This is a genomic window from Actinoplanes sp. CA-015351 (genome assembly GCF_050955685.1).
In the GTDB taxonomy this organism is placed as follows: domain Bacteria; phylum Actinomycetota; class Actinomycetes; order Mycobacteriales; family Micromonosporaceae; genus Actinoplanes.
In genome coordinates this window covers 7,307,359-7,332,319 of the sequence record NZ_CP192102.1, presented here as the reverse complement: position 1 = coordinate 7,332,319, position 24,961 = coordinate 7,307,359, and the positions used below count along the sequence as shown (strand labels likewise).

At 69.2% G+C, this 24,961-nt stretch carries 26 protein-coding genes and 1 pseudogene; 20 read left to right on the top strand and 7 right to left on the bottom strand.

Annotated features, from left to right (window positions below):
- The first annotated feature begins 57 nt into the window (after positions 1-57).
- From ACQP2E_RS33260 to ACQP2E_RS33250, 3 genes are read left to right on the top strand one after another with little or no spacing between them, the layout of a single operon-like run.
- Complete coding sequence (locus tag ACQP2E_RS33260) at positions 58-1,581, top strand: hypothetical protein (protein ID WP_433826945.1); 1,524 nt, start codon at positions 58-60, stop codon at positions 1,579-1,581.
- Positions 1,578-2,618, top strand: coding sequence for a glycosyltransferase family 2 protein (locus ACQP2E_RS33255; RefSeq protein WP_433826944.1), 1,041 nt, complete (start codon positions 1,578-1,580; stop codon positions 2,616-2,618). Before ACQP2E_RS33260 ends, ACQP2E_RS33255 begins: the two co-directional genes overlap by 4 nt.
- A complete protein-coding gene (locus tag ACQP2E_RS33250) occupies positions 2,605-2,982 on the top strand; it encodes a GtrA family protein (protein ID WP_433826943.1) in 378 nt (125 codons plus the stop codon). Before ACQP2E_RS33255 ends, ACQP2E_RS33250 begins: the two co-directional genes overlap by 14 nt.
- Before the next feature lie 1,077 nt (positions 2,983-4,059).
- Here the strand turns inward: ACQP2E_RS33250 and ACQP2E_RS33245 are convergent.
- Both ACQP2E_RS33245 and ACQP2E_RS33240 read right to left on the bottom strand, forming a co-directional pair.
- Entirely contained in the window at positions 4,060-5,322 is a 1,263-nt protein-coding gene (locus ACQP2E_RS33245; RefSeq protein WP_433826942.1) for a nucleotide sugar dehydrogenase, read from the bottom strand.
- An 18-nt stretch (positions 5,323-5,340) separates the two neighbouring features.
- On the bottom strand, positions 5,341-7,110 hold the full coding sequence (locus ACQP2E_RS33240) for a stealth family protein (RefSeq protein WP_433826941.1): 1,770 nt from the start codon (positions 7,108-7,110) through the stop codon (positions 5,341-5,343).
- Positions 7,111-7,349: 239 nt separating this feature from the next.
- On the opposite strand from ACQP2E_RS33240, the gene ACQP2E_RS33235 reads away from it, so the two are divergent.
- The 4 genes from ACQP2E_RS33235 to ACQP2E_RS33220 all read left to right on the top strand — a co-directional run bounded on the left by ACQP2E_RS33235 (position 7,350) and on the right by ACQP2E_RS33220 (position 10,969).
- On the top strand, positions 7,350-7,580 hold the full coding sequence (locus ACQP2E_RS33235; protein WP_433826940.1) for a hypothetical protein: 231 nt from the start codon (positions 7,350-7,352) through the stop codon (positions 7,578-7,580).
- Positions 7,581-7,645: 65 nt separating this feature from the next.
- Positions 7,646-9,196, top strand: coding sequence for a signal recognition particle protein (gene ffh, locus ACQP2E_RS33230; protein ID WP_433826939.1), 1,551 nt, complete (start codon positions 7,646-7,648; stop codon positions 9,194-9,196).
- Between the two features lie 68 nt (positions 9,197-9,264).
- Entirely contained in the window at positions 9,265-9,867 is a 603-nt protein-coding gene (locus tag ACQP2E_RS33225) for a Uma2 family endonuclease (protein WP_433826938.1), read from the top strand.
- Between the two features lie 25 nt (positions 9,868-9,892).
- A complete protein-coding gene (locus ACQP2E_RS33220) occupies positions 9,893-10,969 on the top strand; it encodes an amidohydrolase family protein (protein WP_433826937.1) in 1,077 nt (358 codons plus the stop codon).
- Here ACQP2E_RS33220 and ACQP2E_RS33215 read toward each other — a convergent pair whose 3' ends face one another.
- From ACQP2E_RS33215 to ACQP2E_RS33200, 4 genes and pseudogenes are all read right to left on the bottom strand, one after another.
- Entirely contained in the window at positions 10,970-12,403 is a 1,434-nt protein-coding gene (locus ACQP2E_RS33215) for a PQQ-binding-like beta-propeller repeat protein (RefSeq protein ID WP_433826936.1), read from the bottom strand.
- 112 nt (positions 12,404-12,515) lie between these two features.
- Positions 12,516-12,992: pseudogene (locus tag ACQP2E_RS33210) on the bottom strand (SigE family RNA polymerase sigma factor); the annotation flags it as partial.
- Positions 12,993-13,069: 77 nt separating this feature from the next.
- A complete protein-coding gene (locus ACQP2E_RS33205) occupies positions 13,070-14,494 on the bottom strand; it encodes a PQQ-binding-like beta-propeller repeat protein (RefSeq protein ID WP_433826935.1) in 1,425 nt (474 codons plus the stop codon).
- Positions 14,484-14,966, bottom strand: a complete 483-nt coding sequence (locus ACQP2E_RS33200; RefSeq protein ID WP_433834149.1) for a SigE family RNA polymerase sigma factor — start codon at positions 14,964-14,966, stop codon at positions 14,484-14,486. Before ACQP2E_RS33200 ends, ACQP2E_RS33205 begins: the two co-directional genes overlap by 11 nt.
- A gap of 80 nt (positions 14,967-15,046) precedes the next feature.
- Here ACQP2E_RS33200 and proS point away from each other — a divergent pair, with 80 nt between their 5' ends.
- From proS to ACQP2E_RS33135, 13 genes are all read left to right on the top strand, one after another.
- Positions 15,047-16,453: a proline--tRNA ligase gene (gene proS, locus ACQP2E_RS33195; protein ID WP_433826934.1), complete on the top strand. Its 1,407-nt coding sequence runs from the start codon at positions 15,047-15,049 to the stop codon at positions 16,451-16,453.
- Between the two features lie 2 nt (positions 16,454-16,455).
- Positions 16,456-17,103, top strand: coding sequence for a DUF402 domain-containing protein (locus tag ACQP2E_RS33190; RefSeq protein ID WP_433826933.1), 648 nt, complete (start codon positions 16,456-16,458; stop codon positions 17,101-17,103).
- 172 nt (positions 17,104-17,275) lie between these two features.
- A complete protein-coding gene (gene rpsP, locus ACQP2E_RS33185) occupies positions 17,276-17,791 on the top strand; it encodes a 30S ribosomal protein S16 (RefSeq protein WP_433826932.1) in 516 nt (171 codons plus the stop codon).
- Positions 17,769-18,026: an RNA-binding protein gene (locus tag ACQP2E_RS33180; RefSeq protein ID WP_111651360.1), complete on the top strand. Its 258-nt coding sequence runs from the start codon at positions 17,769-17,771 to the stop codon at positions 18,024-18,026. The genes rpsP and ACQP2E_RS33180 overlap by 23 nt, the downstream gene beginning before the upstream one ends.
- A gap of 7 nt (positions 18,027-18,033) precedes the next feature.
- Complete coding sequence (gene rimM / locus ACQP2E_RS33175) at positions 18,034-18,603, top strand: ribosome maturation factor RimM (protein WP_433834147.1); 570 nt, start codon at positions 18,034-18,036, stop codon at positions 18,601-18,603.
- A complete protein-coding gene (gene trmD / locus ACQP2E_RS33170) occupies positions 18,600-19,364 on the top strand; it encodes a tRNA (guanosine(37)-N1)-methyltransferase TrmD (RefSeq protein ID WP_433826931.1) in 765 nt (254 codons plus the stop codon). Before rimM ends, trmD begins: the two co-directional genes overlap by 4 nt.
- 119 nt (positions 19,365-19,483) lie before the next feature.
- Positions 19,484-19,840: a 50S ribosomal protein L19 gene (rplS, locus tag ACQP2E_RS33165; RefSeq protein WP_433826930.1), complete on the top strand. Its 357-nt coding sequence runs from the start codon at positions 19,484-19,486 to the stop codon at positions 19,838-19,840.
- Positions 19,841-20,005: 165 nt separating this feature from the next.
- Positions 20,006-20,899 carry a signal peptidase I gene (lepB, locus tag ACQP2E_RS33160; protein WP_433826929.1) on the top strand — a complete coding sequence of 298 codons (894 nt, stop codon included), beginning with the start codon at positions 20,006-20,008 and terminating at the stop codon, positions 20,897-20,899.
- Positions 20,896-21,558 (top strand): signal peptidase I, encoded by a 663-nt coding sequence (gene lepB, locus ACQP2E_RS33155; RefSeq protein ID WP_111651365.1) that lies wholly within the window; start codon positions 20,896-20,898, stop codon positions 21,556-21,558. Before lepB (ACQP2E_RS33160) ends, lepB (ACQP2E_RS33155) begins: the two co-directional genes overlap by 4 nt.
- Before the next feature lie 41 nt (positions 21,559-21,599).
- The gene (locus ACQP2E_RS33150) at positions 21,600-22,061 is read left to right on the top strand and encodes an NUDIX hydrolase (protein WP_433826928.1); all 462 of its coding nucleotides are present in this window, start codon (positions 21,600-21,602) and stop codon (positions 22,059-22,061) included.
- The gene (locus ACQP2E_RS33145) at positions 22,061-22,924 is read left to right on the top strand and encodes a ribonuclease HII (protein WP_433826927.1); all 864 of its coding nucleotides are present in this window, start codon (positions 22,061-22,063) and stop codon (positions 22,922-22,924) included. The genes ACQP2E_RS33150 and ACQP2E_RS33145 overlap by 1 nt, the downstream gene beginning before the upstream one ends.
- Positions 22,921-23,244: a DUF2469 domain-containing protein gene (locus ACQP2E_RS33140; protein ID WP_067505225.1), complete on the top strand. Its 324-nt coding sequence runs from the start codon at positions 22,921-22,923 to the stop codon at positions 23,242-23,244. Before ACQP2E_RS33145 ends, ACQP2E_RS33140 begins: the two co-directional genes overlap by 4 nt.
- A 72-nt stretch (positions 23,245-23,316) precedes the next feature.
- Positions 23,317-23,796 carry a murein hydrolase activator EnvC family protein gene (locus ACQP2E_RS33135; RefSeq protein WP_433826926.1) on the top strand — a complete coding sequence of 160 codons (480 nt, stop codon included), beginning with the start codon at positions 23,317-23,319 and terminating at the stop codon, positions 23,794-23,796.
- On the opposite strand, the gene ACQP2E_RS33130 is transcribed toward ACQP2E_RS33135, so the two are convergent.
- The gene (locus ACQP2E_RS33130) at positions 23,764-24,951 is read right to left on the bottom strand and encodes an aminotransferase class V-fold PLP-dependent enzyme (protein ID WP_433826925.1); all 1,188 of its coding nucleotides are present in this window, start codon (positions 24,949-24,951) and stop codon (positions 23,764-23,766) included. The genes ACQP2E_RS33135 and ACQP2E_RS33130 overlap by 33 nt on opposite strands.
- Positions 24,952-24,961 lie beyond the last annotated feature (10 nt).

Below are 24,961 nucleotides of genomic sequence, written 5' to 3'. Positions count from 1 at the left end.
CAAACCGTGATATTTCCGCAGCAATCGGAAGGCCGCTCGGATTCGCAACGGCGATCCGTGCCGGGACCCCGGCTCTGGGGTCACGTCCTGCGCCGCTGCCTGCTGCTGCCGATGATCGTGCTGCTGCCGCTCATCGCGGTCGCGCCCCGCGGCGACCACCGGTTCAACATCTACTGGCACGGCGGGCTCTTCCTCGACCACCCGCAACGGATCATCACGCACACCATCGGCACCGGCGAGACGTACCTGCGGCTCGGCAACTTCCGCCCGCTCGGCCGGATGCTGGAGAAGTTCCTCGACCTGCTGGTCCTGCTCGGCGCGGAACAGCTGCACGTCTCCCCGGCGATCATGCTGCGCCTGGTCACGGCCGGCGCCGCCGTCGCGCTCACCACCGCTGTCGTGATCTTCGCGGAGAGCGTGCTGACTCGAGGACCGCTTTTCGGTTCCACGCCGTCGCTTGTCGCGCTGCTTCTTCCGTACGCCGTAGCGGGCGGTCTGGTCGCCGCCGGAACCAACAGCACCACGACGCTGTTCGGCGGGCTGTACCTGAGCACGTCGGCGCTGGTCCTGCTGGTCGCCGCGGCGGCCTGCCGGCTCGAACGGCTGCGCTGGTGGCACGCCGTTCTGGCGGTCACCACCGGCGGCGCGCTTGCCGTCTTCAACGAACCCGCGTACTTCGCCGGGCCGCTGGCGACCGTCGCGGTCCTGGCCCGCGGCTGGTTCGTCCTCGGGCAGCGGCAACGGGAGCTGCTCACCTCGTCCGGGGTGCGGCTCGCGGCGCTGCTCTGGGCCGGGTTCCTGCCGGTCTTCGCGGTCGTCCGCTGGATCATCCGGGGGTACTGCTCGGACGGCGGCTGCTACCACGGCTCGGACGTCGTCGTCGACGCCCGCTCGCTGCTGGTGCTGCCCGCGCGGATGCTGGCCTGGCTCCCGCCGGCACAGTGGCAGTCGGCTACCGAGAAGAGCACCGGGAACTGGCTCTGGGGCGTGCTGCCGATCGTGGCGTTCCTGCTGATCGCGGGGCTTTCCGTGCGTACCCTCAAGGTCTTTTCGGAAGCGACGCGACCCGGCGGCGGACCGCTTCGTGGCCTGGCAATCGCTGCCGGAGCCTTTCTGGGATTCGGCGCGTTGCCGGCGGCGCTCAGCGTCGAGGTGCACGACTACTTCGACGTGCGGGCGCTGATCGAACAGGGCTGGCGGGACTCGGCGGTCACCGTGCCGGCCGGGATGCTGCTCGCCGTCGCGGTGTTGCTGCTGGTCGCGCGCTCCTCACGGTCCGCGCCCGCGGTGATCCTGGCCGCTCTGGTCCTCTGCGCGACGGTCTCCACCACCGCGAACCGGGCCTACGCCAACACCTCGGCGTCCTGGGCGTCGGCGCAGCTCGACAACCGGATCGCGCTCGCCGTCGGCGGCTTCGAACGAAGCCCGGCCGGCAACCAGCGGCGGTGCGCACTGCTCGACGAAGGGTTGCGTCATCTCGACGGCGAGCCGGTACGTCAGAAACGGCTCACCGAATCACTCGACGCCGCCGCACAGGCGCTGGCCGGCGTTCCGTTCTGTCAGGTTTTGAGGCTTCGATGAATGATCCGTTGATCTCCGTGGTGGCGCCGATCTACAACGAGGGCGACGGTGTCGACCGGTTCCTGGAACGCGTCGGCGAGATCCTCACCGAGGCCGGTCTGCGCTACGAGTTCCTGCTGATCGACGACGGGTCGACCGACGACTCCTGGTCGCGCATCGCGCATCACTCACGGTTGGATTCCCGGGTACGCGGAATGCGGCTCTCCCGTAATTTCGGCAAGGAGGCCGCCCTGCTCGCGGGGCTGGAACAGGCGTCAGGCGACGCCGTCGTGGTGATCGACTCGGATCTCCAGCACCCGCCGGCCGCGATCCCCGCGATGGTCCGGCGCTGGCAGGACGGCGCACACGTCGTCGAGGCGGTGAAACGGAATCGGACCGGGCAGTCGCTCGGCAACCGGCTCAGCTCCCGCGTCTTCAACAAGGCGTTCACCGGGCTGACCAAGGTTGATCTTGTGGACGCGACGGATTTCCGGCTGCTCGGTCGTCCTGCGCTTGATGCGCTGTTGCGGATGCCGGAGCACTCGTCGTTCTTCCGCGGGACGAGCAGTTGGATCGGGTTCACCCGGGCCACCGTCGAGATCGACATCGATCACCGGGAGGGTGGCGCATCCCGCTGGTCGGTGCGCGGACTGTGCCGGCTCGCGGTGAATGGGCTGACCTCGTTCACGTCGGCGCCCCTGCACCTGGTGACGATGGCGGGGATCGGGTTCGCGCTGTTCTCGCTGGTTCTCGGGGTGCAGACGCTTGTCCGGTGGGTCAACGGCGGGTCGGTGGCGGGGTTCACCACGGTGATTCTGCTGCTGTTGGTGACGGGGACGTTCGTGCTGCTCGGGCTCGGGGTGATCGGGGAGTACCTGGCCCGGATCCACGAGGAGGTGCGGGGGAGGCCGCGGTATCTGGTGCAGGAGAGGTCGGTTTTCTCGGGTTCGGGGTTGGGTTCGGGGTTGGGTTCTGGTTCTGGTTCGGGTTCGGGTTCGGGTTCGGGGGAGCCTGCTGTTCCGGAGCAGTGGGTTGTCGAACAGCATGCCGATCGGTGATTTCGGGCGGCTTTTTCGGTACGGCGTGAGTGGCGGGCTGAGCGCGGTCACTCATCTCGGGGTGGGGTTCGCGTTGGTGCGGGCATTGGGGCCGGTTGTCGCATCGGCCGTCGGTTTCATGGCGAGTGTGGTGGTCTCTTATCTTTTGCAGCACACCTGGGTTTTCCGGTCAGCGCGGGGGCATGGGGCTGCTGGGGTGCGGTTCCTGGTGGTTACGGCGGCTGCGTTCGCGCTGAACACCGTGGTGTTGTGGGTGGGCGCGGAGGTGCTGGGCGGCCCGTTTGCGGTGGTGCAGGCGGTGGCGATCGTGCTGATTCCGGCGCTGAACTACGCCCTCAACTCCAGATGGACGTTCGTGACCTGAGCTGGTGGCGGTGGTAGTGGTGGTGGTGCCGTAACCGCGGGTGCCGTTGGTGCTGCCGTTACCGCTGGTGCCGGTGGTGCTGCCGTTACCGCTGGTGCCGTTGGTGCTGCCGTTACCGCTGGTGCCGTTGGTGCTGCCGTTACCGTTGGTGCTGTTGGTGCCGTTACCGCTAGTGCCACTTGTGCCGTTACCGCTGGTGTCGCTACCGGTGGTGCTACCGCGGCCGGGTGTGTCGAATTGGGGTGCGTTCACGCCTGAAGGCGACACGCGTCGTCGGCGTCCGCCAGGTCTCGGCTCCGAGCCTTCGCCCGTGTCACGGGGTGTGAGGGTGCTCTGGGGTGTGTCGCAGATCTTGGAGGATCGTGGTCGCTCTGACCTCAGCAGAACTCCACAAATACGCGCGCTTCATCGTCGACGATCGCTGGGCGGCTACGCGGCGTAAGGCTGATTTGCCGAGGGTTGCCGATGGGCTTGAGCTTGATCGTCTGCTCGCCGCCGAGATGTGGGCACACGTAAGCGGCCCGCGGCGGTGATGAGGCCTCACATAGTGCGTGTGTGAACTCGTATCTCGGCCCTGGCGTGGATGAAGTCGCACGTTGTCATTGCGTGAGTCCTCGGCAACGCTGGCCGGGCGCTACGTGCGGCTTCGTCCACGCAGGCCGGGCACTGCGTGCGGCTTCGTCCACGCGGGCCGTGCGCTGAGGTTCGACCAGGTGGACGAGGGCACACGGTGAGCCACCACCGCGCCGGGCCAGGCCAACCCGCGCCGGGCTGTGCCGGGCCGGGCTGCGCTGTGCCGGGCCGGGCGCACACCGTGGACTCCCGGCTAGGCGAAACGCGAGCACACGGTGGGCTTCCGGGTCGCCGGGGCCGCGCGAACACGGTGGGCCCCTGGCTCGGCGGGTTGGGCGCGCACCGTGGGCCCCGGGCTCGGCGGGCTCGGCGGGCTCGGCGGGCTCGGCGGGTTGAAAGCACACGGTGGGCCACCGACGCGGCGAGCCGGAAGCTCACTGTGGGCTCCCGGCTCGGTGCTTTGCGCGTACCCAAGCGGTGCTTTACGCGTACCCAAGCAGACTTTTAAAGGCGGTGCGCCTCGCGTGCCGTGGTAACGCCTCGGGTGTCGAAGAAGCGCTTCGCGATGCGGGCCAGGTGGTCCGGGTCGTATTCGCGGTGGTTCTGCACCAGGATGACCAGGTCGGCCGAGGCGGCGGCGCCTTCCAGGTCGTCGGTACGGGAGACCGGCACCCCACTGACATCCCAGGTCCGCACGTGCGGGTCGTGATAGGCGACCGTCGCGCCGAGCGCGGCCAGCTGCCGGGCCAGGGGAGCGGCCGGCGACTCGCGCTGATCGGCGATGTTGGCCTTGTAGGTGATCCCGAGCAGCAGCACGGTGGCACCCCGGACAGCCTGCCCGTCGGCGTTGAGCAGGTTCTGAGCACGGCGGGCCACATAGGCCGGCATCGTCGTGTTGATCTCCTGGGCCAGTTCGACGAACCGGAACGGGTAACCGAGCTTGCTGCGCACGTTGTGCGAGAGGTAGTTCGGGTCGATCGGGATGCAGTGGCCGCCGACGCCCGGGCCCGGGTAGAACGCCTGGAAACCGAACGGCTTCGTCGACGCCGCGTGGATCACGTCCCAGAGGTCGATGTCGAGCTCGTGGCAGAACCGGGCCATCTCGTTGACCAGCGCGATGTTGACGTGCCGGTACGTGTTCTCGAGCAGCTTCGCGGTCTCCGCCTCACGGGTTCCGCGGGTCGGCACGACGGTCTCGATGAAGCGGCCGTAGAAACCGGCGGCGGCGGCCGTGCACGACGGGGTGTACCCGCCGACCACCTTCGGGGTGTTGTGCGCGCCGTAGACCTCGTTGCCGGGGTCGATTCGCTCCGGGGAGAACGCCAGGTGGAAGTCGATCCCGGCGGTCAGGCCGGAGAGCTGCTCCAGCCGCGGGCGGACCTCCTCGTCGGTGGTGCCCGGGTACGTGGTGGACTCCAGCACGACCAGCATGCCGGGGCGCAGGTTGCGTCCGACCGCGGAGGTGGCGCCGAGCACCGCGCGCAGGTCCGGCCCGTCACCCTCGGAGAGCGGCGTCGGTACGCAGATCACCGCGGTGCGGGCCTGCGCGATCAGGGTTTCGTCGGTGGTCGGCAGGAAGCCCTCGGCCACCATCTTGGCCACATCGTCGTCGCTGAGGTCGTCCACGTGGGAACGGCCGTCGGCGAGGGCGCGCACCACTGTCTCGTCGACGTCGAAGCCGAGGACGGTGAGGCCGGCCCGGGTCGCCTGCTGCGCCAGCGGCAGCCCGACGTAACCGAGCCCGAGAATGACTACGTCGTAGCTCACGGTAAGACTCCTTGCTGGTCAGGCGACGGGCGGAAGCGCCACGTCGGTGGGTGGGACGGGACGTTCGCCGACGCTGGGCTGGCGCGGTGCGGTGACCGCGCGGGTGGCCGGTGCTGTCGCGGGCCGTGGCTGGCGCAGCTCGAAGGGCGAGGCGAACGGCAGGTAGAGCGGCAGGAAGTCGGCGAGCATGGCTTCCTGGTCGGCTTTCGCGGCGCTTGACACATCCACGTCGTTCAGGCAGAACGCGTCGACGTCGCGATTACGCAGCAGCCGGGCGAGGCGCAGCGCGGTGACCGGCTGTGCCAGGTCGGTGTAGAGGTACTTGATCTTTCCGGGGGCGGCCCGGCCGGTCAGGTACGCGTAGTACTGCTGCAGCGACGACAGCAGCGACAGATCGTCCGGATGCCGGAACTGGTGTCCCGCGGTCGCCGTCACGTGTTCGGCGAACCGGGCCTCGATCTCCTCGATGACGCTGCGCCGCGACGGGTGCGGCGTGTGCTTCATCTTGCGGGTCAGCACCCGGCCGAAGGCCTGCTCGATGAGCTTGCGGTTGTTCTTCGCGGCCGAGTCGGCCGGCCGGTCGCCGGGACCGCGCGGCTTGACGTCGACCTGGGCTTTCGACGGGAAGAAATTGGTCAGCCCGCCCGGCGTGAAGAACAGATCCGGGGTGATCGGCCGGCCCAGGATCACGTCGTCGTTGAGGTACAGGAAGTGCTCGGCGAGCCCGGGGATGCGGTGCAGCCGGGACTCGATCGCCTGCGAGTTGAACGTCGGCAGCGTCCCGGTGTCGCCGAAGATCTCCTGGTGGCTGACCAGGGTGATCTTCGGGTTGCCGATGTCCAGCCAGGCCGGCACCTGATCGTCGGTGACCAGGAAGATCCGGCGGACCCAGGGCGCGAAGCTGTGCAGCGCGCGCAGTGAGTACCGCAGCTCGTCGCGGCTGGCGTACCGGGAGTCGTTGGCGGCCTGCGCGTTGACGCCGGTTACCCAGGGGTTGTCCGCCAGGGCGCGGGCCTTGCGGCGCTGCCAGGCCGGGTCGTCGCCGTCGACCCAGGTGTAGACCACGTCGATCGGGAACTCGATCCGGTCCGGGTCGACAGCGGTGAAGATCTCGCGGGTGCGGTACCCGGTCACGTCGTCGGGGGAGCTGAACGGGCCGAACACCGGCTCGGGAGCGATCATCGGCGGCTCGTCGGCGGAGATCGTGTCGGCGACCGGGTTGCGCCGTGGGGCGATCAGCTTGCCGCCCGACTCGCGCCAGAACTCGATCTCGCAGGCGTACTCGGCTCCGAGCAGCATGCTGCCGTCCGGGTCGGTGACCGGCCAGCAGATCGAGACGACCTGGGTGTTCCCCCGGCCGGCCTCAAGGACCGTGCGGAGCCGTCCGTGGTCACGCCCGGCCAGCTCGCGTACCAGTTCGAGAGCACGCTCCCGGCCGGACTCCGGCACCGCCACCACGGTTTTCAGCGGTGTGGGCGCGGGCAGGCGGAACCAGTCGATGCCTGCCGCGTCGAGGGCCTGCGCGACCCGGTCCAGGTTCTCCCGGCGTACCTCGGCGGGCGAGGCGGCGTTCGCCACTCGCGCGGCGACGCCGCGCACTCGCAGCACCCCGCCGCTGGTCACCCTTGATCGCCGCGGCATCCGGCTGGGTGCGAGAGGCATGAGGGTACGCGCTACGCGCAGCCGCCGTTCCGGGGCGACGCGTGGCAGCAGGTGTTTCTCGGCCGACGTGAAGATCCGTCGCCGGACTGCCCAGGGGGTCAGCCGCAGGATCTGCCGCAGGGTCACGCCGTCGTCCTCTCGCCGCATGTCCGCCGAGCGCTTCAACGCGCCAGACGAGACGGAAGTTGCGGTCTATATCAGGAGTTGCACCCTTTAACTGCGGTATACGTGGTTCATGGGCCTCTTGTGGCTGTTTGCGAAAGAGCCCACCCCTAGGGGAACGGATAGGGGTCACGGCCGATGCGGGTTGTTGCGTGCGCACTGCATGGTGGAAAGCGGCAACGCGACGACGGCGGGAGGCCGAGATGGGCAAGGCAGTGGCGTTTCTGGCAGCACTGATCGCTGGTGTGATCGTGGTGGGCTGGGTGGCCAGCTCGCTGCTCGGCGGGTTCCTCTATTACCTGATCGTGGGCGCGCTGGTGGTCGGTGGCGGCACCTACGTCTACGGCCGGATCAAGCGCTCGGTGGCGCCCGGCACCCGCACTCAGCGGCGCATCGAGGCGGCGGCGAAGACCTACCGCATGCGGAACCGGTGAGCGTGGGGCGGTGCGGTTAGGCTTGCGGTCGAACGCCAACTACGACTGACCGGGGATGTCGCACCGTGTTTGACACCTTGAGTGACCGCCTGTCCGGGATCTTCACCAAGCTCCGCGGCAAGGGCAAACTCACCGACGCCGACATCGATGCCACCGCGCGCGAGATCCGTCTCGCGCTGCTGGAGGCTGACGTGGCGCTGCCGGTGGTCAAGGCGTTCATCGCCAGCCTCAAGGAGCGGGCGCGCGGCGCTGAGGTCTCCCAGGCGCTCAACCCCGCCCAGCAGATCATCAAGATCGTCCACGAGGAGCTCATCAACATCCTCGGTGGCGAGGGCCGGCGCCTCGTGTTCGCGAAGCAGCCGCCGACCGTCATCATGCTCGCCGGCCTGCAGGGCGCCGGCAAGACGACGCTGGCCGGCAAGCTGGCCCGCTGGCTGCGGACCCAGGGCCACCAGCCGCTGCTTGTCGCCGCCGACCTCCAGCGGCCGAACGCGGTCAACCAGCTCCAGGTGGTCGGCGGCCGGGCCGGCGTCGACGTCTACGCCCCCGAGCCGGGCAGCGGTGTCGGTGACCCGGTCAAGGTCGCGAAAGACTCGATCGATGTGGCGCGGCGCACCGCCAAGGACATCGTCATCGTCGACACCGCCGGCCGTCTCGGCATCGACGCCGAGATGATGCAGCAGGCCGCTGACATCCGCGCCGCCGTCGACCCGGACGAGGTCATCTTCGTCATCGACGCGATGGTCGGCCAGGACGCGGTGCAGACCGCCGAGGCGTTCCGCGACGGCGTCGGCATCACCGGCGTGGTGCTCTCCAAGCTCGACGGTGACGCCCGTGGTGGCGCCGCGCTCTCCGTCCGGCACGTCACCGGCCAGCCGATCCTCTTCGCCTCCACCGGCGAGAAACTGGAGGACTTCGACGTCTTCCACCCGGACCGGATGGCCAGCCGGATCCTGGGCATGGGCGACGTTCTGACCCTCATCGAGACCGCCGAGGCGGCGTTCGACGAGGACCAGAAAGAGAAGATGACGAACAAGCTGCTCGGTGGCGAGCAGTTCACCCTGGAGGACTTCCTGGACCAGCTGATCGCGGTCCGCCGGATGGGTCCGATCGCCAACATCCTCGGCATGATGCCGGGCATGGGCCAGATGAAAGACCAGCTGGCCGAGCTCGACGACAGTCACTTCGACCGGGTCACCGCGATCATCCGCTCGATGACCCCGCAGGAGCGCACCACCCCTAAGGTCATCAACGCCTCCCGCCGCCTGCGCATCGCGAACGGCTCCGGCGTGACGGTGATGGAGGTGAACCAGCTGCTCAACCGCTTCACCGACGCTCAGAAGATGATGAAGCAGATGAGCGGCATGATGGGCCTCCCGGGCGGCCGCCGCTCAGCGACGAAAAGCCCGAAGAACAAGCGCAAGGGTACGAAGAGCGGCAACCGCCCGCGTGGCGGTGGCGGCGGAATGCCGGCTGGTTTCCCGGGCAGCGGAATGCCGCAACTCCCGCCGGGCATGGACCCGGGCGCGCTGGGCGGCGGAGGCATGCCGCCCGGCTTCAAGCTGCCCAAACTCGACTTCAACAAGCTGAACAAGCCGAAGGACGACAATCGCTGAAAAGTGGCATGGCGCTACCTGCTCAATGCCTAGTACCGTGAGGGGTGAGTCCCATCGAGGAGGATTCGATGACCGTCACCCTGCACGCTGACGTAACCGCGTTGCTGAATCGACGAGATCTGACTGTCGATGATGTGGCGAGCCTTCCCGAGGATCTTCGATATGAGTTGATCGACGGAAGGCTCGTCTTGTCCCCCCTGGCCCTGCCCATTCATCAATTCATCGCCCACAGGGTCGCTACCGCGGCCGAGGAGCACTGTCCGGACGACGTTCTCGTCAACGGCGAGCAGGCAGTCCTGCTGGACCGGCGCAATGAACTGCGGCCGGACGTCGCGCTCATCTATGAGGAGGGCGCGGGAAGGTCGCCGGTCCGCCCGGACGACGTTCCGCTCGTCGTCGAGGTGGTCTCGGAGTCGTCGAAGAAGTTCGACCGCGACGGGAAGCTGAAAAAGTATGCCTACGTCGGCATCCGCAACTATTGGATCGTCGACCCACTGGCCGAGCGCGTCACGCTCACCCAGTTCGCACTCGGTCCGGGCGGCGACTACCAGCGGCTGCTCCAGACCGACGAGCTGGTCACCGTCGACCGTCCGTGGAAGATCACGCTCGACCTCCCGGCCTGGACGCGGCGGCGGGACCGGATTCGAGCGGTGGCCCGGCCGGACAACTGAACGGTTGATCAGGTAGGACTGTTCCATGGCGTTGCATGTGCGTGGGACGGTTCTGCCGGACGGTGCGGTCCGGGATCTCTGGCTTGTCGGTGACCGGGTCACCTTTGAACCGGTGGCGGGTGCGGAGACGATCAGCGACGGCGGGTTCGTCGTGCCGGGCCTGGTGGACGCGCACTGTCATCTCGGGATCGCCTACGGGGCGAAACCGATCGAGAGCGTCGGCCAGGCTCGTGATCTGGCCGTCATCGACCGCGATGCCGGGGTGCTGGCTCTGCGCGATGCCGGTTCGCCGTACCCGTACCCGGAACTTGATGACGAACCTGGCGTGCCGCGCCTCGCGCGGGCCGGGAGGCACGTGGCCGCGCCGCGGCGATATCTGAGGGACATCGGCGTCGAGGTGGCCGCGGACGAGGTGGCCGCCGCGGTGACCGCGCAGGCGAAAGCCGGCACCGGCTGGGTGAAACTGGTCGGCGACTGGATCGACCGTGGTGTCGGTGACCTGGCGCCGAGCTGGGACGCGGCGACCATGGCGGCCGCTGTCGAGGCGGCGCACGCGGCCGGCGCGCGGGCCGCGGTGCACACGTTCTCCGAGGAGGGCGTGGAGATCATGGTGAAGGCCGGGGTGGACTCGGTCGAGCACGGCACCGGCCTCACGCTCGACCTGATCGACGAGATGGCCCGGCGCGGCACCGCCCTGGTGCCCACGATGATCAACATCCGCACTTTCGGGACCATCGCCGACTCGGCGAGGGGCAAGTTCGACGGGTACGCGGACCACATGATCGCCCTGCGCGACCGATTCCCATCAGTGGTGCTGGCCGCCCACGAGGCCGGCGTCCCGATCTTCGTCGGCACCGACGCGGGCGGCGGCATCCGGCACGGGCTGGCCGCCGACGAGATGCTCTACCTGCACGAGGCCGGGATCCCGGCGGAGGCGGTGCTCGCCTCGGCGTCGTGGAAGGCGCGGGAGTGGCTCGGCTTCCCGGGGCTGGTCGAGGGCGGCCTGGCGGACCTCGTGGTCTACGACGCCGACCCGCGGGCAGACCTGCGGGTGGTGAAGGCGCCCCGCCGGATCGTCCTGCGAGGCGCCGTCATCAAGTGATCAGCGGGTGAAGGCGTACCGATGGAGGTCGGCGCCCTTGGCGCAGGCGAGAACCGCGGCGCTCCACCCGCAGTCGTACCCGAAGTCCGGTACTTCGGAGTCGCCGGGGAGCTTCCTCAGCGGGGTTCGCACGCCGTCCACGGCCGACACCGCGGCGAGGGCCACCTCCTGGCCGTCCGGGGTCCGCTCGAACAGCAGCAGGTTGCCGTCGTCGACCCAGTCCACCCCGTCCTTCGCCGCGAAGATCTCCTCGCCGTTCGCGTCGAGAAGTACCGGCCCGGCAGCGCCGCTGATCAGCGTCCGGCCGCCCCTCGACGTGCTGATGAACCCGTTCGACGGCGTCGCGTGCCAGACCGTTTGCGCCGACGCGATGTCGACCGCGTCGATCCGAGTCTGCAGCGGGCTGGTCAGGCTCGCCTGGGCCACGCAGATCCGGCCCGGCCCGCACCCGAAGAGGTCCTCCAGACGCTGGTCCGCGCCCAGCTCGAGAAGAGCGCGTGGCTCGCCGCCACCGAGCGCGGCTGCCCAGATCTGGTGGCCGGCCGGCCAGATCGCGGTGCCGTCGTGCACGGTGGCGAGTTCGCTCTCGCGCTGCTGGATGTTCTCGAACCGGTGCACCACGTCGCCGGTGCGGACGTCGCGGATCAGGACGTTTCCGCTCGTCAGCACCTGGAACATGTAGCCGTCGCTGTCGCGGTAGAAGCCTGTTCCCAAGGTCGGCGTGCCGGATCGGTCCCGGATGCCACCTGTTGACGTGGGGCGATCGCTGGTCGGCGACACCCAGAGCCGGGCGCCGGTACGCATGTCCAGCCCTTCGGTCGTCCCGTCGGTGACCGCCGCCCGCACCAGCACGTCGGGGTGCAGGATCAGCGTGTCCTTGGGCTCGAATCGCAGCTTCCAGCGTTCGGCGCCGGTGGCCGGGTCGAGGATGCGCATGGTGGGCTTTTCGGTCTCCTCCGGCAGCAGCACCGACCCGGGGATCGGGATCGGGGCGTCGGTGTTGCCCAGTTCGTCGGGCGTCGACCAGAGGATCTCGCCGGTCCGCTCGTCGATCGCCACGGTCCGGTTCCGGCGTTCGGACCCGCTCGCGGTGGCCGGCACCGAGAGGGCGAACAACCGGCCTTCCAGGGACGACGGATATCGCCAGATGCGGTCGGCTCCGAGATTCAGTGGATCGCCCAGGGTGTTCAGGCCGCGGATCAGTGTGTCCGGCTGATCCGGCGTGGCCGGTAGAACCGGCTGCCGGTGGTGGTCCCGCTGCCAGGCGGCGGCGCTCACGCCGGCGATCACCAGCAGGACGGCGAGCGCGGCTGCCACGGACCGGTTGCGGGAACGGCGATTTCCGCGACGGCGGGCGCCTTCGGCCGGGCTCACCGGCACCGCGTCACCGTCACGGCTCAGGGCCGCGAACATCTCGTCCAGGTCAGCGTTCACTGCGGGCTCCTTCCGGGCTGGTGATGGGTCTGGAGACGGGCCTGATGACGGGCCCGCTGGCAGGGTTGCTGGCAGGGCTGGTGGCAGGGCTGGTGGCAGGGCTGCCGGCGGGGCTGGTGACGCCGAGTGCGGAGGCGAGGCCGGCCCGGCCCCGGGACAGCCACGACTTGACGGTGCCGGCGGACGCACCGGTCTCGGCCGCGATCTCGGCGACCGTGCGATCCATCAGGTAATGCAGGACCAGGGCCCGGCTGTGCGTGTCGGGCAGCGTGCGCATCGCCCGGACCAGCAGCACGGTGTTCTCCGACGGTGGCGGGGCGGGCGGCTGGGGAGGCTGAGCGGCAGCGTGGTCGCGCCGCCGGAAGAGCCGCCGCCAGCGGTCCGTGGCGAGCCGGTTGACGACCAGCCGCATCCACGCTTCCGGATCCTGATAGGCGGAGACCTGCCGCCAGCGTTGCCACGCGCGGGCGTACGCCTCCTGAACCAGGTCCTGTGCCTCCCCGGAGTCGCCGGTCAGGCCGTACGCGTACCGCGTCAGCCGCCGGGACGTGTCCCGGTGGAACGCGTCGAAGTCATCGGTCCCCGTCATCTCACCGCCCTTTCCGGACATGAGACACGGTGGCGGCCGGGGGTGGGTTGCACCCGCCCCCGGCATTTACCGGCTTCTCAGCGGAGGAGGCGCCACAACTTGAGCTCGGCGCCGTCCCGGCACGCCAGGATCTCGCTCGTCCACGAGCACCCGCCGGTCACCGTGGACAGCTTCCCGAGCGTGGTCCTGGTCCCGTCCACGGCCGAGATCGCGTCGATGTCGTACCCGGTGGCCGTCGAGGTCAGCATCAGCATGTTCTCGTCGTCGATCCAGCCCTGGCCGGCGCCGTGGAAAGACCCGCCACTCCGGGCGATCACCCGGCCGTCCTTGTCGTACAGGGTCCCCGAGGCGCCCACGCTGGTCACGAAGATCCGTCCAGCTCGGCTGGAGGCGGAGAGCAGGATGTCCCCGGGCCGGGCCGTCCAGAGGACCCGGTCGGTCGTCGTGTCGATCACCTTGACGTCTTCCGCGTTCAAGCCGCCGTCCGCGGTGTATCCCTCCGCGGACGGCACGCAGATCCGCTGTGCTCCGCACGGAGTGGCCTCGCGCATGCGGCCGTTCTTGATCGAGTAGATGTCGCGAACCTTCCCGGTGGACACGTCGGCAGCGACGAGCCGCGACGGTTTGCCGAGATATCCGGTCGTGTCGCCGATGAGCGCCAGATCGCCGGACATGGTGAAGCTGGTCATCAGCTTCGGCCGGACGGTCGTCGCCACCGACGTCAGGATCTTCCCGGTGCGGATATCCCGGACCAGCACCGTGCCGCCGAGCGTGAGCTGGGCGAACCGGTCGTCACTGAAATGGAGACTGTGCCGGCTACTGCCTTCGAGGAAACCGATCGAATGCCGCGGGCGGTCATCGCCCGCGGCGGGCACCGACCAGAGCTTCGTGCCGGTACGCAGCGCGAAACCCTCGGACAGGCCGCCGACGTTGACCCGGACCAGCACACCGTCACCGACCACGACGTCGCCGTTGGGCGGGTCCACCGTCTTCCAGAGTTCGGCGCCGGTCTCCGGTTCGCGAATACTCAGGTCCGGTCCGTCGTAGAGGAACATGGCGCCGGGCACCGCGACCGGCCCGTTCGTCTCGATCGCGTTGATCCGGCCGGCATCCCAGACCTTGGCGCCGCTCGCGGTGTCCACCCCGATCACCTCGAACGAGTCACCGCTGAAGGCCCCGGACGCGACCGAGACCCGGCTGCCGTCGATGGCGATCGTGCTGAACATGTTCTCGTCGCCCGGCCCGTGCAGGCGCAGGGGCGACCCGATCGGGGCGATCCCCCGGATGGTGTTCGCCGGCAGGATCGGCTCGGGGGAGGGGTTGTGCCGCCAGGTGGCGATGCCGGCGCCCGCGACGACGAGCAGCACGGCAGCGGTCGCGGCGATCACCGAGTTCCGGATGCGGCGGCGTCCGATCCGGCGCGCGTGGTCCGGGCCGGCCAGCGGGAGGACGTCGGCCTGATGGCCCATCGCGGTGAAGAGTTCATCCAGTTCAGCGGCCACGACGAGCTCCTTCCGGGATCTCTTCGGAATGCAGGGCGGCGGCCAATCCGGCTCGCCCTCTCGACAGCCACGACTTGACGGTCCCGGCCGAGGCGCCGGTCTCCACCGCGATCTCCGCGATCGACCGGTCCAGCAGGTAGTGCAGGGCCAGCGCCCGCCGGTGCGCGGCCGGCAGCGTCCGCATGGCGCGAACCAGCAGGACCACGTCCTCCGACGGCGGTGGCACCACCGGCCCGGGTGGCTGTGCCGCCGCGTGGTCACGGCGGACGAAGAGCCGCCGCCATCGGTCGGTGGAGAGCCTGTTCACCACGAGACGCAGCCAGGCCTCCGGATCCTCGTACCCGGAGACCCGCCGCCAGCGCTGCCACGCGCGGGCGTACGCCTCCTGAACCAGGTCCTGTGCCTCGGCCGGGTCACCGGTCAGGCCGTACGCGTATCGAAGCAGCCGCCGGGAGGTGTCCCGGTAGAACATGTCGAAGTCGACCTTCACGGAAAGGGACACGGGATGCCCGCCCGGATGGTTGCGCGGCGTCACGACTAGGATTCTTCGACATGGCTCGTGTGCTCACTCCCCGCGCGGAGGACTTTCCCCGCTGGTACCAGGACCTGATCGCCAAGGCGCAGCTCGCCGACAACGGCCCGGTGCGCGGGACGATGGTGATCCGGCCGGTCGGGTACGCCATCTGGGAGCGCATGCAGGCCGACATGGACGCCCGCATCAAGGCGGCCGGCGTGCAGAACGCGTACTTCCCGCTCTTCATCCCGGAGAACTACCTGCGCCGCGAGGCCGACCACGTGGAGGGCTTCTCCCCGGAGCTCGCCGTGGTCACCCACGCCGGTGGCAAGGAGCTCGCCGAGCCGCTGGTGGTCCGGCCGACCAGCGAGACCGTGATCGGCGAGTTCATGGCCAAGTGGGTCGACTCGTACCGTGATCTGCCCCTGCTCCTGAACCAGTGGGCGAACGTGGTCCGCTGGGAGCTGCGGCCGCGCACCTTCCTGCGCACGACCGAGTTCCTCTGGCAGGAGGGTCACACCGCGCACGCGACCGAGGCGGACGCCCGCGAGCACGCCCGGGACATCCACCACAACGTCTACCAGTCGTTCATGGAGGACATCCTGGCGATCCCGGTCATCCCGGGCCGCAAGACCAAGGGTGAGCGTTTCGCCGGCGCGACGAACACGATGACCGTCGAGGCCATGATGCGCGACGGCAAGGCGCTGCAGATGGGCACCTCGCACGAGCTCGGCCAGAACTTCGCGAAGGCGTTCGACATCACCTACTCCTCGGCGGACCGCACCGTCGAGCACGCCTGGACCACCTCGTGGGGCACGTCGACCCGGATGGTCGGCGGTCTGATCATGGTGCACGGTGACGACAACGGCCTGCGGCTTCCGCCGCGCCTCGCGCCCATCCAGGTCCAGATCATGGTGGTCAAGGCAGGCGAGGGCGTCACCGAAGCGGCGGCCAAGCTGAGCGAGGACCTCAAGACCGCAGGGGTACGCGTAAAGCTCGACGACCGCGCGGACATCCCCTTCGGCCGCCGCGCCGTCGACGCGGAGCTGCAGGGTGTGCCGATCCGGGTCGAGGTCGGCCCGCGTGACCTGGCGACCGGAAACGTCACGGTGGCCCGCCGCATCGACGGCACCAAGTCGCCGATACCGCTCGCCGAGGTGGTGGGCGCGGTCACCAGCGCGCTCAAGGCCGACCAGCAGCGGATGTACGACGACGCGCTGGCGTTCCGGGTGGAGCACACGGTCGACGTGAAGACCCTCGGCGAGGCGATCGAGGCGTCGCAGACCGGGTTCGCCCGGGTGCCGTGGTCGGCCGTCGGCGAGGCCGGTGAGAAGGAGGCGAACGGCAAGGCCGTGACCGTCCGCTGCCTGACCCGTGAGGACGGCTCGATGCCGGAGTCGGACGACGAGCCGGACCTGATCGCGTACCTGGGCCGCTCCTACTGAGCATGGTCTTCGCACCGGGCCGGCCGGTCCTCTACCGCAACTTCTCGGGTGGCCGGCTGGTCCATGTCCGGCCCTGCCGGGTGATCTCCGACGACGAGCGCGGGCTGCTGCTCTGGCTGGCCCGCGGCTCGGCCGTCCTCAACGAGGTCGCCGTGGACGGCCGGGGCGTCCGCGCCATGACGTTCGAGCAGTGGTCGGTCACCGAGCGCCATCTGGTCCCGGCCACCTGGTCCGGCCCCGGCATCCTGATGTTCCTGCCGGCCGAGGGCGAGCACTCGGTGTGGTTCTTCCGTACCGACGAGGGCGCGTTCCGCGAGTGGTACGTGAACCTGGAGGAGCACGGGGTCCGCTGGGACGACGGCGGGATCGCCGGCGTCGACGTGGTGGACCAGGACCTGGACGTTGTCGCCGGGCCGGACCGCTGCTGGCGCTGGAAGGACGAGGACGAGTTCGCCGAGCGCCTGGCCCTGCCCGAGCACTACTGGGTGCCGGACCCGGACGCGGTCTGGGCCGAGGGCCGTCGGGTGATCAAGAAGATCGAGGCCGGCGAGTTCCCCTTCGACGGGACCTGGACCGATTTCCAGCCTGGCCCGCACTGGCCCGCGCCGGTCGAGGTGCCGCCCGGATGGGATCGGCCGGCAGCGCGTTGAGACCCGGTTGGGCTTACCGGCCTTTCATCTGGCAGAATGGCTTGTTGGTATCCGGCACGTGTCAGGCGCCCTCTAACCCCTGATCGCGACGCCAGTCCACGAGGCATCGGCCCCATGTCCCCACGTGGGTTCCGGTCGGCTCACCCACGTATTCATCAGGAGCGAAAACACCGTGGCCGTTAAGATCCGGCTCCTGCGGATGGGCAAGATCCGCAACCCGCAGTACCGCATCGTCGTCGCCGACTCGCGCACCAAGCGTGACGGTCGCGCCATCGAGTACATCGGCATCTACCAGCCGAAGGAACACCCCTCGGTCATCGAGGTCAAGTCCGAGCGCGTGCAGTACTGGCTGAGCGTCGGCGCGCAGCCGAGCGAGCCCGTGCAGCGCATCCTCGAGAAGACCGGCGACTGGCAGAAGTTCAAGAACCTGCCGGCCCCGCCGCCGCTTCTGGTCGCCCCGAGCAAGCAGAACAAGACCGAGGTCTACCAGGCCGAGGCCAAGGCTGCCGCGGGCGTTGCCGACACCAAGCCGGCCACCGCGTCGAAGTCGAGCAAGAAGGCCGCCGCTCCGGAGGCCGCCGAGGCCAAGCCGGCGGAGACCAAGGCTGTCGACCCGGCCGCGCCGAACCGTGAGGCTGTCGCCGAGACTGCACAGGACCCGGCCGGTGCCGGCGCCGACGCAAGCTGACGGGGCGCTCCGGCCCGCGCTGGAGCACCTCGTCAAGGGCATCGTCGACAACCCGGACGACGTCCGGGTCCGGCTGGTCGACTCGCGCCGCGGCAAGCGGCTCGAGGTTCGCGTGCACCCGGAGGACCTGGGAACGGTCATCGGGCGCGGCGGACGGACGGCCAAGGCCCTGCGTCAGGTGATCGGCTCGATCGGCGGGCGCGGCATTCGCGTCGACATCGTCGACGCGTACTGATTTCATGCTGCTCGTCGTCGGCCAGATCGGTAAGCCGCACGGTATCCGGGGCGAAGTCTCGATTGTCGTGCGGACCGACGAACCCGAGGCACGCTTCACCGCCGGTTCGGTGTTCATCACGGAGGTCCCCCGGGACCGCCGGGTGAGCACCGGCCCGGCGGGCGCGCCTGCCGCACAAGGGGTTCGCTACCAAGTTCCCGCACAGCTCACTCTTGAGTCGATCCGCTGGCATCAGGGCCGCGGCATCGCCGTCTTCGAGGGCATCGCCGACCGTAACGTCGCCGAGGAGCTGCGAGGCGTCTTCCTCCAGGTGGACAGCGCCGGTGTGGCGCCGCCGGAGGATCCTGAGGAGTTTCACGACCACCAGCTGATCGGCCTGCGGGTGGAGTCGCTGGACGGCACCGAGCACGGGACCGTGCTGCGGATCGACCACGCGCCCTCCTCGGACCTGATCGTGCTGAAGAAATCGGGCGGTGGGACGGCTCTCATCCCATTCGTCACCGCGATGGTCCCGACCGTTGACATCGCCGGTGGGCGGATCGTCGTCGACCTACCGGAAGGCCTGCTGGATCTGTGAAGGTCGACATCATCTCGATCTTCCCGGACTACTTCGCACCGCTGGACCTGTCGCTTGTCGGCAAGGCGCGGACGACCGGGACGCTGAACCTCTCCGTGCACGATCTGCGGACGTGGACCCACGACGTGCACCGCACGGTGGACGACAGCCCGTACGGCGGCGGCCCCGGCATGGTGATGCGTCCGGAGCCGTGGGGGCAGGCGCTGGACGCGGTCCACTCGCCGGACGCGACGCTTGTCGTCCCGTCCCCGGTGGGCAAGCCGTTCACCCAGGCCGACGCGCACGAACTCGCCGGCCTGGACCACCTGATCTTCGCCTGCGGCCGGTACGAGGGCATCGACCAGCGTGTGATCGACGAGGCGGCGGACCGGATGCCGGTCCGTGAGGTCTCGCTCGGCGACTACGTGCTCTTCGGCGGTGAGGTCGCGGTCATCGTGATCCTGGAAGCGATCACCAGGCTGCTGCCGGGTGTGCTCGGCAACGCCGATTCGCTGACCGAGGAGTCGCACGCGGCCGGCCTGCTGGAGGCCCCGGTCTACACGAAGCCGGTGTCCTGGCGTGACCGCGAGGTGCCGGACGTGCTGCGCTCCGGCGACCACGGCCGGATAGCCCGCTGGCGGCGCGATCAGAGCATGCTGCGGACGCTGACCCGGCGCCCGGACATGTGGGCCGCGTACCCCCCGGAAAATTTGGACAAGAAGGACCGGAAGGCGCTGCTCGAGGCCGGATTTCAGATCCCGCCGCGCCGTGTGGCAGAGTAGTGAGGTTGCCGTCTCCACCCGCGCCGCGGGTCGAGTCGAGGATCCCTTGGAGTCGCGGGGGATCAGAATCACCCACCGCGCACCGACACCCGGTGCGCCTCTAGTACGAGGATGCAGCGATGAACACGCTGGACGAACTCGACGCCCAGTCGCAGCGCACCGACAACCCCGACTTCCGCGCCGGTGACACCGTCAAGGTGCACGCCCGGGTCGTCGAGGGCAACCGCTCCCGTGTCCAGGTCTTCCAGGGCGTGGTGATCGCCCGTCACGGTGCCGGCCTGCGCGAGACCTTCAAGGTCCGGAAGATCAGCTTCGGCGTCGGTGTCGAGCGGACCTACCCGCTCAACAGCCCGGCGATCGACCGCGTCGAGGTCCTGACCCGTGGTGACGTGCGTCGCGCCAAGCTCTACTACCTGCGTGAGCTCCGTGGCAAGAAGGCCAAGATCAAGGAGCTTCGCGAGAAGCAGTCCGTCTGACGGACGACCGGGTCCGGCACGCAAGGCGCGGGCGAACTACGCTTGCGCCTGTGCCGGACGGTTCTGATGAACCTTTTCAGTCCTACCGCCCGTAACTTTCCCTAGCCGGGAAACTCGGGCGGTAGTGCTGTATCCGGGGGCGGTTCGGCCGGGCGACGGCAGGAGATGCGAAGCGTGGAACCGATGGAAGGCTATACGCCGTCCCGACGGCGCCGGTCGATGATCCGGCGTAAGGAGATGCCGCTCTGGCAGGAGCTGCCTCTGCTGCTCGTGGTGGCGTTCTGCCTGGCCGTGCTGATCCGCACATTCTTGGTTCAGGCGTTCTACATTCCGTCGGGCTCGATGGAGCACACGCTGGAGATCCAGGACCGGGTCCTGGTCAACAAGGTCGTCTACGACATGCGTGACCCGCTGCGTGGCGAGATCGTGGTCTTCCGCGGTACCGACGACTGGGCGCCCGAGGTCACCGAGACGGTGAGCAACACCTTCCTCGCGAAACTCGGCCGCACGATCGGCGACCTGGTCGGCGTCAGCCGGCCCGGCGAGCGTGACTTCATCAAACGGGTGATCGGCCTTCCGGGTGACAAGGTGGCCTGCTGCGACGAGCAGGGGCGGATCACCGTCAACGGGATCGGCATCGATGAGCCGTACATCTCCGAGGGTTTCAACTCGGACCTGAACCAGCCACCGATCCCGGGGCAGTGCACGAGCCGGCGGTTCTCCGAGGTGGTCGTCCCGGCCGGGCAGATGTTCGTGATGGGTGACCACCGATCGGTTTCCCAGGATGCCCGCTGCCAGGGTCCGGTGCCGATCGAGAACGTGATCGGGCGGGCGTTCGTGGTGGTCTGGCCGAGCGACCGGTTCACCAGCCTCAACGTTCCTGACGTGTGGAAACAATTCGAGGTGGATCATCCGACCGCCGCCGCGGGGCTGCCGGCCCAGCATCGGGAGCCGGATCCGGTGGTGGCGACCGAGGTCATGCCGCTCGTGCTCGGCGTAGTTTTATCCGCGCGTTCCGGCATGTCGTTCGTGACTCGACGACGTAGGCTCCGAGCGTGATTGACGAGCAGACCGAAAAGCGCAAAGGTTCGTTCTGGCGCGAGCTCCCCATTCTGCTGGGCGTAGCGATCCTGGTGGCGGTCCTGGTCCGCGCCTTTGTGCTTCAGACCTTCTACATCCCGTCCCCGTCGATGGAACACACCCTCAACGTGTGGGACCGGGTCCTGGTCAACAAGCTCGTCTACGACTTCCGCGACCCGCGTCGCGGCGAGATCGTGGTCTTCAAGGCACCGTCCGAGTGGCAGTCCGGCACCGAGGGCGAGGACTTCATCAAGCGGGTCATCGGCACCCCCGGTGACAACGTGGTCTGCTGCGACAGCGAGCAGCGCCTGGTCATCAACGGCGTCTCGCTCGACGAGTCGTACATCTACACCGAGGACGACGGCACCCGTAACCAGGTGGCCGATCAGAACTTCGACATCACCGTGCCGGCCGGGCGGATCTGGGTGATGGGTGACCACCGCGAGGCCAGTGGCGACTCCCTGGAGCACTACGAGCAGAGCAGCGCGACCGACGAGGCCGGCAAGCTCGCTGACGCGACCGTCCCGATCGAGTCGGTCGTCGGGCGCGCGTTCACCATCTTCTGGCCGGCGAATCGCGCCACCTGGCTCTCCGTGCCGGACGAGTACGAGACGATTCCGAACGCTTCGGGGCAGTGACCGGTTCGCCGGTTGGCCCGCGAGCGCAATAGGCTGCTCCCGTGACCGTGATTGACCGCCGCGCCGGCCGCGTCCTGCTGCTCGACCGGGCGGGACGCGCTCTGCTGCTGCACGGCGGCGATCCGGCCCGTCCGGGCAAACGCTGGTGGTTCACTCCCGGTGGCGGCCTGGAGCCGGGCGAGACGGTCGCCGAGGCGGCCGCCCGCGAGCTATTCGAGGAGACCGGGCTGCGCGTGCGGCCCGGCGACCTCGACGGCCCGGTCTGGCACGAGGTGGCCGAGTTCGAGTACGACGGCGGCCAGTACCGTCAGGAGCAGGAATTCTTCGTCCTGCGCGTCTCCGACTGGCAGGTCGACACGGCCGGGATGAACGCGGACGAGCAGCTCACCATCACCGAGCACCGCTGGTGGTCGGCCGCCGAGATCGAGTCGAGCACCGAGCAGATCTTCCCGGACGGACTCGCCGGCCTGCTGCGCGCCACCACGGCGGGAAGGGGCCGGTAATGCTGGCACCACCGCGCACCGTGGTCCGCCGCGAGGCCGGGCTGTACGCGCTGGAGCAGGCCCTGCAACGCCGAGGCTTCCGGCACGTGGCCGGCGCCGACGAGGCGGGCCGTGGCGCCTGTGCCGGTCCGCTGGTGGCGGCCGCCGCGATCCTGCCCGAGGGCAAGCGCGGCGAGATCCCCGGCCTGGCCGATTCGAAACTGCTCACCGCGGCGGCCCGCGAGCGCGTCTACCAGCAGGTGGTGGCGAAAGCCCTGGCCTGGTCCGTGATGATCATCCCGCCGACCGAGGTCGACGCCCGTGGCCTGCACGTCTGCAACCTCGCGGCGATGCGCCGCGCGCTGGCGTCACTGACGGTCCGGCCGGATTACGTGCTGACCGACGGTTTCCCGGTGGACGGCCTGGGAGCACCGGGTCTCGCCGTGTGGAAAGGTGACCGGGTCGCCGCCTGCGTGGCGGCGGCAAGCGTGCTGGCGAAAGTCACCCGGGACCGCCTCATGGTGGAGCTGGACTCGGAATTCCCGCTGTACGGCTTCGCCGTGCACAAGGGTTACATCACCGATGACCACACTGCCGCGTTGACGAAACACGGGCCGTGCGTCGAGCATCGGTTCTCGTACGTGAACGTCGCCGCCGCCTCCGGGCGGGGGAATCGGCCGCCTCGCGCGCGCCGGCCCGCCGAGCGGGTGATGGCGGCGGTGCCCACGCTTTTCGACGAAACCGCGTCTTTCGACGCGGCTGTTACCGAGCCGCTGCTGCTTCCGGGAGCAGCTGAGGGTACCGTCGGCGTGGCGTCGGGCGAGCAGCCTCAGCCACCGGCGTCGGTGGTGGAAGATAAGGCCATGGAGGGCGAGAAACGATGAGCGCAGAGGATCTCGAGAAGTACGAGACCGAGATGGAGCTCCAGCTCTACCGGGAGTACCGCGACATCGTCCGCCAGTTCTCCTACGTCGTGGAGACCGAGCGCCGGTTCTACCTGGCCAACCAGGTCGATCTGCATGTGCGCAACTCCGACGGCGAGGTGTACTTCGAGGTCGAGATGCACGATGCCTGGGTCTGGGACATGTACCGTCCCGCTCGCTTCGTGAAGAACGTCCGGGTGATGACGTTCAAGGACGTGAACGTCGAGGAGCTGGAAAAGCCGGACATCTCCCTGCCGGACGAGCCCGGTTTCGGCGGCTGACGGTTTTCCACAGCCCGCGGTTGTCCACAGGGGCGGTCGCGGGCCCGGGCGATGCCGGGCACGCTGGCCGGCATGTCTTGGTTCGTGGCTGTCCTGGTCACCCTGTTCTCGCTGCCTGCTGGGCCGTCGGTCTACCGATGGCCGGTGATCTCACCGAGGGTGGTGCGGCATTTCGACCCGCCACCGCAGCCGTGGCTGGCCGGCCATCGAGGCGCTGATCTCGCGGTGGATCCGGCTGCCGTGATCAGTTCGGCCGGACCGGGGATCGTTCTCTTCGCCGGCACGATCGCCGGGCGCGGGGTGGTCAGTGTGGCGCACGCCAACGGGCTGCGCACCACCTATGAGCCGGTGACCGCAGACGTCGAGATCGGCGACCAGGTGGCGGCCGGCGATCCCCTCGGCACGATCGAAATCGGTCACCCGGGTTGCCCCGAGCCGGTCTGCCTGCACTGGGGCCTGCGCCGCGGAGACGTCTACCTGGATCCGCTGGCACTGCTCGGCCTGGGCCGCGTCCGGCTCTTACCGCTGGAAGGCCGCCAGCAAGGCCGGTAGGTGCTCGGCCAGGTGCTGGTACTCCTCAGGGCGGTTGTAGACCTGGGCGCTCAGCCGGAGCAGCCCGCGCCCACCCCACGCGTTGACCGCGGTCTCCACCGCGAGCTTGTCGGCGATCCGCTGGCGCAGCGCGAGCGCCTCGGGCGAGGTCGTCGCCAGGCCGGCGGGCAGCGGAATCACGCGCATTCCGATCCCCGGTCCGTCGTGGCCGGGCAGATCGGAGGGCGCGAGGCCGAGGGCCTCACCCACAACCCTCTGTCCGTACGCGGCCAGCGCGGCGTTGTGCTCCCGTACCGATTCCCAGCCGAGGGTACGCAGGGTGAACACCCCCGTGGGAGCGGCCAGCCACGGGGTGTAGTCGATGGTGCCCTGTGACTCGACCGCCAGGGGATAACCCTCCTCCTGGTCCCACGAGACGATCAGCGGATCGATCCGGCGACGCCACGGTGCCGCCACGTTCAGCAGCGCGGTGCCCCGGGGAGCCCAGGCCCACTTGTGCAGGTTGCCGACCCAGAAGTCGGCGCCGATCGCCGCCACGTCGACCGGCAGCATTCCGGGGACGTGTGCCGCGTCCACCAGCACCGGGATGTCGTGTTCCCGGGCGGCGGCCACGATCTCGCGTACCGGGAAGACCGTCGCGGTGGCCGAGGCGATCTGGTCGACCACCAGCAGCCGGGTCCGGCCGGGGCGCAGCGCGGACCGGATCCGGGAGACCACCTCGGCGTCCGTCGCGCCGAGCGGGATCGCCACGGTGCGCGCGGTGGCCCCGGAGCGCCGGCACTGCCGCCGGACCGCCATCGTCACCGCCCCGTACGAGTGGTCGGTGAGCAGGACCTCCTCGGCCGGTTGGAACCGGACCGACTGGAGGATCAGCGAGATGGCGGCAGTGGTGTTCGGCACCAGCGCGCTGCCGTCCGGATCGGCGCCGAGGAACGAGGCCAGGTGCCGCCGGGTGTGTACGACGCGGTCGACCAGTCCGGTCCCGTAGAACCGGAGCGGGTTCGCCTCCATCTCGTCGCGCAGTCGTTGCTGGGTGCGCTGGACGGTGATCGGGACAGCGCCGAACGCGCCGTGGTTCAGATAGGACACCGCCGGGTCCAGGGTGAACATCAGGCGAGCGCCGGGGATGGACCGTGGCGGATCTTCGGCGCTCATGAATCGGATC

Bases quoted from the DNA above. Each gene is read 5' to 3' on its own strand.
- ACQP2E_RS33255 (WP_433826944.1), top strand. From the start codon at position 1,578: ATGAATGATCCGTTGATCTCCGTGGTGGCGCCGATCTACAACGAGGGC.
- ACQP2E_RS33250 (WP_433826943.1), top strand. From the start codon at position 2,605: ATGCCGATCGGTGATTTCGGGCGGCTTTTTCGGTACGGCGTGAGTGGC.
- ACQP2E_RS33235 (WP_433826940.1), top strand. From the start codon at position 7,350: ATGGGCAAGGCAGTGGCGTTTCTGGCAGCACTGATCGCTGGTGTGATC.
- ACQP2E_RS33225 (WP_433826938.1), top strand. From the start codon at position 9,265: ATGACCGTCACCCTGCACGCTGACGTAACCGCGTTGCTGAATCGACGA.
- ACQP2E_RS33220 (WP_433826937.1), top strand. From the start codon at position 9,893: ATGGCGTTGCATGTGCGTGGGACGGTTCTGCCGGACGGTGCGGTCCGG.
- ACQP2E_RS33200 (WP_433834149.1), bottom strand. From the start codon at position 14,966: ATGTTCTACCGGGACACCTCCCGGCGGCTGCTTCGATACGCGTACGGC.
- proS (WP_433826934.1), top strand. From the start codon at position 15,047: ATGGCTCGTGTGCTCACTCCCCGCGCGGAGGACTTTCCCCGCTGGTAC.
- ACQP2E_RS33190 (WP_433826933.1), top strand. From the start codon at position 16,456: ATGGTCTTCGCACCGGGCCGGCCGGTCCTCTACCGCAACTTCTCGGGT.
- rplS (WP_433826930.1), top strand. From the start codon at position 19,484: ATGAACACGCTGGACGAACTCGACGCCCAGTCGCAGCGCACCGACAAC.
- lepB (WP_433826929.1), top strand. From the start codon at position 20,006: ATGCGAAGCGTGGAACCGATGGAAGGCTATACGCCGTCCCGACGGCGC.
- ACQP2E_RS33145 (WP_433826927.1), top strand. From the start codon at position 22,061: ATGCTGGCACCACCGCGCACCGTGGTCCGCCGCGAGGCCGGGCTGTAC.
- ACQP2E_RS33140 (WP_067505225.1), top strand. From the start codon at position 22,921: ATGAGCGCAGAGGATCTCGAGAAGTACGAGACCGAGATGGAGCTCCAG.
- ACQP2E_RS33135 (WP_433826926.1), top strand. From the start codon at position 23,317: ATGTCTTGGTTCGTGGCTGTCCTGGTCACCCTGTTCTCGCTGCCTGCT.
- ACQP2E_RS33130 (WP_433826925.1), bottom strand. From the start codon at position 24,951: ATGAGCGCCGAAGATCCGCCACGGTCCATCCCCGGCGCTCGCCTGATG.